The 12,480-nt window shown below is 42.0% G+C and carries 12 protein-coding genes; 6 read left to right on the top strand and 6 right to left on the bottom strand.

Features of this window, described 5'->3' with window-relative positions; all coding sequences use genetic code 11:
- Positions 1-7 precede the first annotated feature (7 nt).
- The 5 genes from ACFFGT_RS05585 (at position 8) to ACFFGT_RS05565 (ending at position 4,373) form a co-directional block, all read left to right on the top strand.
- Complete coding sequence (locus ACFFGT_RS05585; protein WP_377021523.1) at positions 8-331, top strand: hypothetical protein; 324 nt, start codon at positions 8-10, stop codon at positions 329-331.
- On the top strand, positions 313-978 hold the full coding sequence (locus tag ACFFGT_RS05580; RefSeq protein ID WP_377021522.1) for an ATP-binding cassette domain-containing protein: 666 nt from the start codon (positions 313-315) through the stop codon (positions 976-978). The genes ACFFGT_RS05585 and ACFFGT_RS05580 overlap by 19 nt, the downstream gene beginning before the upstream one ends.
- Before the next feature lie 88 nt (positions 979-1,066).
- On the top strand, positions 1,067-2,014 hold the full coding sequence (locus tag ACFFGT_RS05575) for a pepsin/retropepsin-like aspartic protease family protein (protein WP_377021521.1): 948 nt from the start codon (positions 1,067-1,069) through the stop codon (positions 2,012-2,014).
- A 91-nt stretch (positions 2,015-2,105) separates the two neighbouring features.
- Positions 2,106-3,440: an early set domain-containing protein gene (locus ACFFGT_RS05570; RefSeq protein ID WP_377021520.1), complete on the top strand. Its 1,335-nt coding sequence runs from the start codon at positions 2,106-2,108 to the stop codon at positions 3,438-3,440.
- A gap of 147 nt (positions 3,441-3,587) precedes the next feature.
- Positions 3,588-4,373, top strand: coding sequence for a PhzF family protein (locus tag ACFFGT_RS05565; RefSeq protein ID WP_377021519.1), 786 nt, complete (start codon positions 3,588-3,590; stop codon positions 4,371-4,373).
- A 63-nt stretch (positions 4,374-4,436) separates the two neighbouring features.
- Here the strand turns inward: ACFFGT_RS05565 and ACFFGT_RS05560 are convergent, their stop codons facing one another.
- Complete coding sequence (locus tag ACFFGT_RS05560; RefSeq protein WP_377021518.1) at positions 4,437-4,622, bottom strand: hypothetical protein; 186 nt, start codon at positions 4,620-4,622, stop codon at positions 4,437-4,439.
- A 38-nt stretch (positions 4,623-4,660) separates the two neighbouring features.
- Positions 4,661-5,206, bottom strand: a complete 546-nt coding sequence (locus tag ACFFGT_RS05555) for a DUF6934 family protein (protein ID WP_377021517.1) — start codon at positions 5,204-5,206, stop codon at positions 4,661-4,663.
- A 175-nt stretch (positions 5,207-5,381) separates the two neighbouring features.
- Between ACFFGT_RS05555 and smc the strand changes: the two genes are divergently transcribed.
- On the top strand, positions 5,382-8,924 hold the full coding sequence (gene smc, locus ACFFGT_RS05550) for a chromosome segregation protein SMC (RefSeq protein ID WP_377021516.1): 3,543 nt from the start codon (positions 5,382-5,384) through the stop codon (positions 8,922-8,924).
- Between the two features lie 368 nt (positions 8,925-9,292).
- On the opposite strand, the gene ACFFGT_RS05545 is transcribed toward smc, so the two are convergent.
- Genes ACFFGT_RS05545 through ACFFGT_RS05530 form a run of 4 tightly spaced genes read right to left on the bottom strand, consistent with a single transcriptional unit; the run spans position 9,293 to position 12,437 of the window.
- Positions 9,293-10,816 carry a S41 family peptidase gene (locus tag ACFFGT_RS05545; protein ID WP_377021515.1) on the bottom strand — a complete coding sequence of 508 codons (1,524 nt, stop codon included), beginning with the start codon at positions 10,814-10,816 and terminating at the stop codon, positions 9,293-9,295.
- Positions 10,817-10,868: 52 nt separating this feature from the next.
- Positions 10,869-11,477, bottom strand: a complete 609-nt coding sequence (locus ACFFGT_RS05540) for an HAD hydrolase-like protein (protein WP_377021514.1) — start codon at positions 11,475-11,477, stop codon at positions 10,869-10,871.
- The gene (locus ACFFGT_RS05535) at positions 11,477-11,776 is read right to left on the bottom strand and encodes a hypothetical protein (RefSeq protein WP_377021513.1); all 300 of its coding nucleotides are present in this window, start codon (positions 11,774-11,776) and stop codon (positions 11,477-11,479) included. The genes ACFFGT_RS05540 and ACFFGT_RS05535 overlap by 1 nt, the downstream gene beginning before the upstream one ends.
- 1 nt (position 11,777) lies before the next feature.
- The gene (locus ACFFGT_RS05530; protein WP_377021512.1) at positions 11,778-12,437 is read right to left on the bottom strand and encodes an ABC transporter ATP-binding protein; all 660 of its coding nucleotides are present in this window, start codon (positions 12,435-12,437) and stop codon (positions 11,778-11,780) included.
- Positions 12,438-12,480 lie beyond the last annotated feature (43 nt).

Raw genomic sequence — 12,480 nt, 5'->3', positions numbered from 1 at the left:
TAGCTGAATGCGTAACACCATAAAAATTACCTGGTATTTTTATAAGTCGATATTGTTATGGTGTACGCTTATAAGTGTAGTATGTAGCTATTATGTACTTGTCGGAAAGATTAATGTTGTAGAGTCATACATTTTAAAAATGATGAGCTACGGTTTGATCATCGGCTTTCAGTATTATAATTATAATTCAAAAAAAACTTTCTTCTACTTCCGTAACGCGGGTTACGGTATCGACAGGTTGTACCTGTACGCACTCACTTGTGATGCCCTGGTTTATGGCATATTACTATCACTCTTAAAACTTGTAAATTATTGGGCCCGCATATTTTAAAAACAGACAGCGTTCATCTGGAGTTTGATGGACGTAAGATTTTGCAGGATATATATCTCGAGTGTCGCCAGGGCGAGGTAGTAGGCTTGCTGGGCCGTAACGGTTGCGGTAAATCATCCTTGTTGAGGATTGTTTTCGGCACGCTAAAGCCATCGTACAAGCATATCAGTATTAACGATATGCATATCTACAAAGGCTATGATAAGGGGCGGGTTGCTTATCTGCCCCAACATGGTTATCTGCCTCAAAATATCAGGATCAAAAGCCTGGCAGAGCCTATTATTGATCCGCAATTTTGGGATGACTTTAGCAATCATCCCATTTATCTAAAATATCAGGATGCAAAAGCAGGTGAACTATCGGGCGGGGAACTCAGACAACTTGAAACCCTGATATGTATTTACAGCCGGGCCGATTTTATTTTGCTCGATGAACCGTTCACTCATGTTTCGCCGGTACAAACGGAGATGTTTAAAGGTATTATCCGCAAATGTGCAAAGGTAAAAGGTATTATTGTTACCGATCATCAGTATTACAATATCCTGGATGTGGCCGATAGGATTGTCCTGATCACTGATGGCAGTACCAGGGCTATTAAAAGCCCGGATGATTTGATCAGGCACGGATACATCAGTCATATCATTTAATTGCCGGTGGGTGTAACTTATAACCTAAAATAAGGGTCTATTAGGTATAGTATTTAATGCGATGCCTAAGGTTTATTTGTTGTTGATTATGTTTCTTACCACCTGCTTCAGTGTAGCAGGAAGCGAACATGTGACTATCGGCGGCATTACCTTTAAAAATGTAAAACCCGGTCCTGACCCTTCACCCGACGGGGATTTTAAAACCCTTGTCATCCCTATAAAAAGAGCTGGCAACCTGATCATTATTGAAGCGCAGATTGATACTCTTGAAGGTAATTTTGTGCTGGATACCGGTGCGCCTTACCTGGTTTTAAACGAAACTTATTTCAGGGACCTGCCCCATGTGGCCGAGCAGGAATCGGGAGGGGTGAATGGTTTGGCAAGAAATTCTTTTACAACTTACGTTCGTAATTTAAATATCCTTGATCTGCATTATCCAAAACTTAGGGCAGATGTAACCGACCTTTCTTCTATCGAAAATGGTCGCGGGATAAAAATACTGGGATTGCTGGGCACCAGGTTGTTTTCAGATTTTGCCATTACGGTCGATCTGTTCCGTAATACGCTTTACATCCAAAAGCTTGATGAGAACGGCAATATCCCCGAAGCCGAAAGGGTGTTTCATGACCGCTTTATGGTGAGCCCCTTCCGGATGCTCAATGATGTTATTTTAATGAAAGGCACTGTTAATGACAATTCACTTTGGTTTGCTTTTGACAGCGCTGCCGAAACCAGTTTGCTCGATTACCGGCGTTCAAAAAAACTGATCCCCGATATGGAGGTCATCAGCCGCTCAAGAATCATGGGCATAGGTGGTACTTCTATCGAAGTGATTTATACCCGCTTTGATAATTTGGTTGTTGGCGACCGCAAGTACATGAAAAACCGTATTTTGATCACCAACCTCGAAAAAATGGGGAATGCTTACGGTTACAAAATTGACGGTGTTTTAGGTTATGATTTCTTTGTTCGGGGCATATTCACCATCAACTTTGTTAAAAAAGAATTTGAAATGTACATTTACAATAACCAGTAATATGAAAAGTTGCGTGCGTATAGTTATTGTTTGTTTTGCGATTTTTTGCATGGTTATACCTGCAAGAGCGCAAAAACGCAGCAACCTAATTATGGGTAAAGATAAACTGGTGCTGCTCATTGACATGCGCTCGTCTAAAACAGAAGTGGATAGCCTGCTTAAAAAAGCCGGTTTAAAGGGTGCAAATGCCGCTGCTGTTTTAAAAGGTGATTTCACCGCTCTGAAAAAAGACGGCTGGACAGTGGGGGAAAAGCAGGGAAATGTGGTAGAATTTGACAGGTCGCTTGAAGATCTTAACCTAAACCCGCAAACCAAACCCTACTTGATAACTACTAAGGTTAATGATGAGGATGAATCGCCGGGATACCCTGCCGATGTTAACTTCGGCATCAATAATTTTGCTAAGGTTACGGTGCATGAACTGACATCGGGTATAACCCGTTTCTTTTTGCCGGGCTATGCGCAAAACAGAAGGGTATTGCTATCGGGCGATTTTAACAACTGGAGCACCCTTAAAGGCACCATGACAAAAGTTGACAGCGGTTGGATTGCCGACGTTAAATTAAAGCCCGGCAAGCACGAATATAAGTTTATAGTGGACGGACATTGGATCAATGACAGGTATAACAACCTGGAGAGCGACCATGACAATAATTCGATATATTACAGGTACAATTATACTTTTAAATTAAGCGGTTATACCGATGCACGCAAAATAACACTGGCGGGCAGCTTTAATAACTGGGATGCCAACAGTATTGTCATGGAAAAAAACGGCAATGTTTGGCAAAAGCAGCTATACCTGCATGATGGTACACAAGCCTATCGTTTTTTTGTTGATAGAAAATGGATCACCGACCCGGCCAACCCCAACAAGATCCAGGGTGCGGATGGTTACACCAATTCGGTACTGAACCTTGGTGAAACGGTTACTTTTAAGCTTGAGGGTTATACCAATGCCAGGAAAGTGTACGTGGCCGGGAGTTTCAATAATTGGGAGCACGGCCTGATCCCGCTTACCAAAACTAAAACAGGCTGGGCATTGCCTTTAATTATTCCGCCGGGTAATTATGGCTACAAGTTTGTTGTTGATGATAAATGGATAACCGACCCTGCCAATCCGCGTAATATGATGGAAGGGGGCATTGTTAACTCCTATATTTCGGTAAAACCCAATTATATGTTTAAGCTAAGCGGTTTCAATAATGCTAAAAGCGTTCACCTGGCGGGTAGTTTTAACAACTTTGACGATTTTGGTTACACCCTTGCCTTTAACGGTAAAGAGTGGACGGTAAGTGTTAACCTGAAACCTGGCAAGCAACTGTATAAGTTTATTGTTGATGGTAAGTGGATGATTGATCCGGGCAATAAACTTTACGAACCAAACCAATATAATTCGGGTAATTCCGTTTTATGGATCGAATAGAGGAATAGAAGCAGGATTGTAAGAATCAAGATACAAGATTAAAGAAGCAGGGAAAAACACAATTAAAAGCTGAATAAAAAAATCTTGATTCTTATAGTCTTGCATCTTGACGCTCACCTCACTATATTAGCTAAACACAATATTTTTATGACCATCCCTATATACCAGGCCGACGCGTTTACCGATAAGCTTTTTGGCGGTAACCCGGCGGCTATCTGTCCGCTTAATGAATGGCTGCCCGATGTTACCATGCAAATGATAGCCATCGAAAATAACCTTGCCGAAACCGCTTTTTTTGTAAAAGACGGGGAGGGTTATAAGCTTCGCTGGTTTACGCCCGAGTATGAGATAGATCTTTGCGGGCACGCTACGCTGGCATCGGCACATATCCTGTTTTCAGAACTGGGTTATGAGGGAGATACCATTCATTTTGACACCATAAAAGCCGGAACGCTTACCGTAAAGCGCGATGGTGATAAATATACGATGGACTTTCCGTCGAGGCCGCCTATCCCTATAGAAGCGCCCAACGGACTGGCCGAAGCGCTTGGCGAAAAGCAGCCGGTAGCCTTTCTGCGCTCAAGGGATTATTTTATCGTTTATGAAACCGAGCAGGATATCAAAGATCTTACACCCGATTTCTTTGCCATGTCAAAAATGGATACCGTAGGCATTATAGCCACCGCTCCCGGCGATACTGCCGATTTTGTTTCCCGCTTTTTTGCACCGGGGGCAGGTATTCCTGAAGACCCGGTTACCGGATCTGCACATTGTAACCTGATCCCATACTGGGCAAAACGCCTGGGCAAAGATAGCCTTCATGCTTACCAGCTCTCGGCCCGCCGCGGGGAACTTTGGTGCGAGCTTAAAGGCGACCGTGTACTGATGTGTGGGAAGGCGGTTACTTATTTGAAAGGGGAAATAAGGGTTTAAGTTAGAATTATCGCTAAATAAAAAAGCCACTCATAAAGTGGCTTTACAATATTTTATGTTAAGCTATTTAATTCTCTTTACAGCTGCTTCTAATTCGGCCATAAAGTTTTCCGCGTCAGCTTTTGTTCTGATCACTTGCCCAAGACTATCATTGTTTACAACTATATTTTTTTTCTTTGTTGTTTGATATCCCTGATCAGTTGCCAGTTTTTTTAACTGCTCAATCTTGTTTTGAGTATGCTGATTCATAATACAAATATAATTAAATTAAGTGAACTATAGTTTGCTTAATTTTTTAACCTAAACATATAATAACGATATAAATCTTTATTATCTCTCTCATAATCAAATGGCTCTGGTCGTGGTTTGGCCACAGGATATCCCTTTTCATCTTTCTCATAGTCGCCGTCCCTGAAAATACGCACATACCAATCAACACCAATAGCAACAAAATAATCATTCAAATAAGTTTTGTTCGATTTATACATCCGGTGATAAAATCTTGCTCTCAAATCATCTGAACCATCAATTCCTATTGTTGCCATCGGATTCTGCTCTAAAAATGCAAGCCCAAGAAGTAATACAGTTGAAAAAACTATGTTCAAGTTAGCATGCTTCAATCGAACATTATCTTTGAACGCACCGTTGCCATCAGGAGGGCCGAAGCCGAGATTGAAAACTCCAGGTAAAAGAGGATCAGGATGTGGGCTAATTAATATCAAAATTTCTTGAACAGAACCATCTATCTGTGGTGACTCGAAGGTCATCACTGTTAAATCGTTGGCAAGCGTTAGTGGAGAGTAGGTTTGATCAAAATTTATATTAACCTGCATAAGGTATAAATAGGTTCAAGTTAAGGTGATAAAGGTATTAAAAGATATAAATCTTTAACTGAGTTTACAGGCAATCCTTTAACCTTTTTCCTTTAACCTCAAAATATACTTTCAAAACTCAATAATTTATGATTACTTTGAAGGTTTGAACTTTGCACGGTACTTAATAAATTAAATGCAGCTTACCCGTTTAGAAATCAAGGGTTTCAAGAGTTTTGGCGATAAAATAACCATCAATTTTAATGAGGGGGTTACCGCTATTGTGGGGCCTAACGGTTGTGGTAAGTCTAACGTTGTTGATAGTATCCGTTGGGTTTTGGGTGAGCAAAGCACCCGGATGCTCCGTTCGGAGAAAATGGATAACGTTATTTTTAACGGTACTAAAAGCCGTAAATCGGCCAACCTTGCCGAAGTTTCCCTTACTTTTGATAATACTAAAAACGTACTGCCAACCGATTATTCGCAGGTAACGCTTACCCGCAAGCTTTACCGTACCGGCGAAAGCGAGTACCGCCTAAACGATGTACAGTGCCGTTTGAAGGATATTACTGATCTTTTTCTGGATACCGGTATCGGCTCCGATTCCTATTCTATTATCGAGCTCCGGATGATCGACGAGATCATCACCAATAAAGAGGGCTCGCGCCGTAACCTGTTTGAGGAAGCATCTGGTATCTCCAAATATAAGCTCCGTAAAAAGCAGACTTTCAGCAAGCTTAAAGAAACCGAAGCCGATTTGGCCCGTGTTGACGACTTGCTGTTTGAGATTGAGAAGAACCTCAAATCGCTGGAAAACCAGGCTAAGAAAACTGAACGGTACTATCGCCTCAAAGAACAATATAAAACGCTGAGCATTATGCTGGCTTCGTTCAGGATAGTGGCTTTCAGCGAATCATTAAAAAAGATAGAGGAGCAGGAGTTAAAGCATAAGGCCGATAAAGGTGATATCATAGCCCAGATTGATACTTTGGAAGCTACACTGCAGCAGCAAAAGCTGGATAGCATCACCAAAGAAAAGAACCTCTCTGTTCAGCAAAAAACAACTAACGAGTTTGTTTCCAAGATCCGCGCTTACGAAAGCGAAAAGAAGATCAAGAATGAGCAACTGAAGTTTCAGCAGGATAAGGAGTCGCGCCTGACTGATGAGCTGGAGCGGGATAAAAACCAGCTGAACCACGTATTATATAACATCAAGCGCTTAAGCGAAGAGAAGGCTACGGAGGATGAAACCCTGCAAAGCATCCAAAGCCGTGTAACTGATTTAAAGGAGGCTGTTGATGAATTGCGTGCGCAGCAAACAGATGCCCGCAACGAGCTCAATGAGCTTAATAATATCAATACCCGCCTGCAAAACCAGGCTTACAAAGTCGAAAAGGATTTGGATATATTACAGATCCAACAGCAGGCATTGGAGCAGGAAAGTCAGCGTAATATGGAAGATACCACCAATAAAGAGGTGGAGCTTTCGCACTTTAACCAGGTAGTTGCCGAACTGCAATACCGTAAGGAAACGCTTGACGATGAATTTCAGCAGGCTGTTGAATTTGAAAATAAGTTAAAAGAACAAATTGCCGAAACCGATATCGAACTGAATTCGGTTAAGGATACCATTATAAAGGAAAGCCGCCGCCTTGATGCCAAGCAAAACGAATACAACCTTACCAAAAGTATGGTTGACAGCCTGGAGGGCTTTCCCGAATCCATCAGGTTTCTGAAAAAGAATACTGATTGGGCCAAAAACGCGCCGCTATTTAGCGATGTGCTTTTTTGTAAGGAAGAATACCGGGTAGCTATCGAAAACTACCTGGAGCCGCTCATGAACTACTACGTGGTTGAAAGCTACGATGAAGCGGTGAAGGCTATTAACCTGTTAAGTAACTCGGCAAAAGGGAGGGCGCACTTTTTTGTGCTGAATAATTATGCCGGGGAGGTGCCAGCTCAAATAGGCTTTGAAAAAGAAGGAGCAATTCCTGCCCTGAGCGTTATTGAGGTTGATAAACATTACTTGCCGCTTTGTAATTACCTGCTTAAAGGTGTTTATTTGGTTGACGATGATAAGGAAGGGCAGATCAACAGTGAGGCTTTGCCGCAGGGTGTAGTGCTGATTGGCAAAAGTGGTAAGTTCAATAAATCAAAACATACCATGGCCGGCGGTTCGGTAGGGTTGTTTGAGGGTAAAAGGATCGGTCGTGCTAAAAACCTGGAGAATTTAGCCAAAGAGATCCGCGGCATAGAAAATCAGGTTGGTACACTTCGCACCAAATCTGATGAATTGCAGAACAAGCTTGCTGCTTTACGCTCATCAACCAAGGCTGCCGAGATCAATGAACAACAAAAGATCATCAACAGGTTGAATACGGAGCTGATCACCGTTAAAACCCGGCAGGAGCAGTACCAAACCTTTATTGAAAACAGTCTTAACCGCAAGGAAGACATTGCCCGCAAAATTACCGGGATAATAGATGAAACGGCCGCTCTGCAACCGCAGCTGGCCGAGCTGAAAACCCAGCGCCAGATCCAGAGCGATTTACTGGCTGATAAACAAATGGCTTTTAATGAGCTTAACGAGTACGTATCGGTACAATCAAACGCTTACAACCAGGAAAACATCCGCTTCCACCAGCAGCAAAATAAGGTATCGGGTTTAATGAAGGACCTTGATTACCGCGATACCCAGCAGGAAAGCCTTGAAACCCGCATCAGGCAAAACAGCAGCGAGCTTGAAAAGGTAAAAGTTGCCATACAGGAAAACCTGAAGCTGGCCGATAACTCGGACGATAACCTGCTTGAAATGTATGAGCAGAAGGAAAACCTGGAAAAGGCTACACAACAAGCCGAGCAGGAACATTATCAATGGCGCGGGCTGATCACCGAAAATGAAAACCAGGTAAGCTCATTGAGGAGGAAAAAAGAAAACAGCGAGGTTATTGAGAATGAGTTGCGCGATGAACGCAATAATTTAAAGATAGATCTGAACGCGCTGAAAGAGCGCCTTTCGGTTGAGTTTAATATAGATATTGAAGACCTGCCCGAAAGCCAGGTACCCGAAGGTGAAAATGAGCAGGACCTGCGTGAAAAGGCCGAAAAGCTTAAAAAGCAACTGGATGATTTTGGCGCCATAAACCCGATGGCAGTTGAGGCCTATAACGAGATGAACGAGCGTTATACCTTTATCCAGGCACAAAAGAAAGATCTGAGTGAGGCTAAGGCATCGTTGCTGGCAACCATACAGGAAATTGATGATACTGCCAAGGATAAGTTCATGACCGCCTTTATTATGGTACGTGAAAATTTTATCAAGGTATTCCGTTCGCTTTTTAATGAGGAGGATTCATGCGATCTGATCCTGACAGACCCCGATCATCCGCTCGAATCGGATATTGATATCATCGCGAAGCCAAAGGGTAAACGCCCGTTGTCCATCAACCAGCTATCGGGAGGGGAGAAAACGCTTACAGCTACGGCTATCCTGTTTTCGCTGTATCTGCTTAAGCCTGCACCTTTCTGTATTTTTGATGAGGTTGATGCGCCTCTGGATGATACTAATATTGATAAGTTCAATAATATTATCCGCACCTTCTCTAAAGATTCGCAGTTTATCATCGTATCCCACAATAAACGCACCATTGCCAGTACCGATGTAATTTACGGCGTAACCATGGTTGAGCAGGGCATCTCCCGCGTGGTTCCTGTTGATTTAAGGGAACTGGCCGATTAAGGAGCTTAAAGCCTAAGGCGGAAAGCTTAAAGCTTTGCCGTTGTTGGTGACAACGCCAACCACTCGTGCCGTTGTTGGGTGTTGTCACCAACAATTTTTTATTCCCCATATGATTTTATTAAGTACTAAAGCCGGCATGCATAGCATAAAGTTGTTGGTGACAACACCAACAACGGCGAAGAAATAAACAAGCGTCATTGCGAGGTACGAAGCAATCCCAAACTTTACAGGGCGGACCTGCTAATCGGGGATTATTAATAATTATAATTTGATTTTTATATGTATTAATGAGCTCCCTACGGTCGGTTGTCTTCGTTCCTTATAATGACGCTTTAAATAAGCTACTCTTCTTTAAATAGATTTGTCCTTTATTTCTTCTTCTTAAATACTGATGGTGTTTTAAGCATCAGTCCTTTAACCTTACTGCGGGTAAAATGCTGTTCCATCGTACGTTTTTGATCGGCCGAAAGCACATTTTTTGATGAAGTGGCCAGGCTTTGTGTTTGTATCGAATTGGTTTTATACTTACCGGTTGATATGTAGCTTAAAGCCTGCGATAATAATCCTTCTGTAGGGTCGCCAAAATCTTTGGTTAAATCATCGGGGGCACTAACACCTTTATAAATGCCCTGTCCGGGTGTCATACCGGTATAATAGTCACCATTGTTTGCCGAGTTTTTGGTGGAAAACATGGGCATATACAATTGATATTTATTGATATCGATACCATAAAAACCAACAGGCTTACCGTAGGTAACAGAGCCAATCAATTCAACATCCAGCTCCGGGATCAGGTTATTGATAGTTAATTCGCTTGCTGAGGCAGTACCACCGCCAACTATGAAAAATATCCTGCTTAAGTTAAGTGAGCCCTCCTTTTGAAAGTTAACAGTTTGGTTACTTACCGAGAAAAAGCCTTTAGGGATATCGTAAAGGTTTTTAAACAAAGTGTAATTATCGCTTGTGAGCTTATCATTAAAATAAGCGGTATACATTTTGGTGCCATTTTTTGCGGATGGTACCAACAGGTTATCGAAGTATTCGGCAGTTTCTACCGCTCCGCCGCCGTTATACCTTAAATCAATGATCAGGTCAGAGATACCACTGAAACTGTTTAATGCTTCCAGAATTTTAGGGCCTGCATTGGTTTTATCGGTAAAGGAATTGAAAACCATGTAACCCGCTTTTTTGCCCGAACCCGCATCTAATGTTTTATAGGTAATAACCGGGTTTATGGTGTAATTAGCGGTATTCAATGTTACATCAACCGTGGTATTATCAGGCTTGGTTAATGTCATGGTTATAGTTTTGCTGTAAGCATAGGCTTGTATTACAAACTGGGTAGTTGAGCCGCCATCATCATAAGCAAGGTCGGTACGGCCATTGATCTTAGTGATCTGGTAGCCACGTTTAATGCCTTTCAGATCAGCAGGCGACCCGGGATATACATATTTGATCCGCAGATCTGTACGGGAGGGGTAAAATACCGAAAAGCCAAAGTCGCCGCCATTACCGCTTAATTCGTTTGATACCGAGCCATCGTCAATAAACGAATATTTGGCCGTGCCTGTATTATCGTAATATTCGTACGGTTGGGAACTTGCCGGATTGATAGCGTATTGTGATAAATGGTCAACTTCGCTGCTTAAGCCGGTGATAGTGTCGCTGCTGACATAGTTACGGGGTTGAAAGTTTTTATAAGTAGGGAGCTGGTTGTACCATAAATACGTTTCCTGCGGATAGAGATAAACAGAATCTCTTATACGGTCAAGCGCTGTACCGGTGCTTGTTGGCCCAGTACCCTCGTCGCCGTTATTAACCGGTTTATTCTTTTTACAGGCAGATACTGACGCAATAGAAAGAATTGCTAAAAAGTAAAATATTTTTCTCATAAGCTTGAGTTTAAGTATAAACGCCTTGTTATTAAGTATGTTATAGTCAATGCTATAAAAAATCTTCAACATTGATACAGTCAATTCCGCTGGCTTCAGCGCAAAGCCTGTCGGTTTCCGAATTTTCAATCATTACTATTTCTTTACGCTGAAGGCCATGTTCCTGAATAAGCAGGTTAATTACATCAGGTTCGGGTTTTGGCGTTGTTTCTTCGGTAAAATAGCAACGGAGATATTGTTCCAGTCCGTGCCATTCGGTTTGTTTTATTTTATTTACTTGTTCCTGTACGTTACCGTTGGTTACAATGAACAGCTTTTTGCGGTCGATCACAATTTCCTGCATCAAGGTAAGCACATTTTTATATAAAAGCAGTTTCAGCGGTAATTTGGCAGTTAAAAGCAGGTTTTCAAACTTATCGCGGTATTGCTCAGCCACAGGGAACTCTTCCGTTAAACGGTTAAACGCAGCATCCTTCCCTTCAGCTATATACGTATCAGTTAATACTTTGGTTGCAGCCTTTGCGTCTATCAGCTCAATATATTCAAGCATATTAGCAAACAGGTAATAAGCCTGAAAATAATAATCCTTTGCCGGATAAAGCACATCATCTAACTCAAAAATAAAAGCCGTTTTACGCTTATCAATATCCTTATAGTCCATTAAGCAATTACGTGTAGTTTTATATCGTATTCATTAAAAAGGGTTTCGGCTTTTAGTAAAAGCGCTGTTTCATCGGGCCTTAATAAATAAACCGAATCAATACCCTTATCAAGGCAAAGTGTTAACATTTCATGCGTATAGCTTGCCGAAGCCGGTTTGGGCAACAAGATCATTTTGCCTGTTTTTACCATAAATTCCGGCAGGTCCATATGATCACCTAAAATAATACTTTTTCCTTCCAGTTTGTTTTTAAGCTGATAGGCTTGTGCCGATGTGGCGGCAGTAATTAAAATGCTCATGTTAATGGGCGTTAACAATTAAACCATCCTTCATTGTGACTGTACGGTCTGACAAGTTTGCAAGATCCTCATTGTGTGTAACAATTACAAAGGTTTGCCTGAAATCGTTCTTCAGCTTAATAAATAATTCATGAAGTTCAAGCGCATTAACCGAGTCAAGATTACCCGAAGGTTCATCTGCAAAAATCAATGCCGGGTTATTGATCAGCGCCCGTGCCACAGCTACCCGTTGCTGTTCGCCGCCCGATAACTGGTTGGGTTTGTGGTGCAGCCTGTCTTTCAAGCCCAGGAGATCAAGCAGTTCCGCTGCTTTTTTTTCAGCGTCAGATTTTGATTTTCCTGCTATAAATGCCGGGATGCAAACGTTTTCAAGCGCACTGAACTCGGCCAGTAAATGGTGAAACTGGAATATAAAGCCAATTTGCCGGTTACGGAAATCGCTTAGGTTTTTGTTGCTGAGCTTGTTCAGTTCGATATCATTTATATGTAATTCGCCGGAATCGGGCCTGTCAAGTGTGCCCAATATGTTAAGCAGGGAGCTTTTTCCGGCCCCCGAAGCGCCCACGATGGTTACAATTTCACCTTTTTGTACCTCCAGGTCAACACCTTTTAATATTTGCAGCTGTCCGTATGATTTATGGATAGATTTGGCTTTAAGCATTTGACAAAGTTAACGGATTAGCTGATTTATTTGTTTGGGTTGG

The organism is Mucilaginibacter angelicae, assembly GCF_042434235.1.
Taxonomy (GTDB): Bacteria; Bacteroidota; Bacteroidia; order Sphingobacteriales; family Sphingobacteriaceae; genus Mucilaginibacter; species Mucilaginibacter angelicae.
This window is presented reverse-complemented; position numbering and strand designations above follow the sequence as displayed.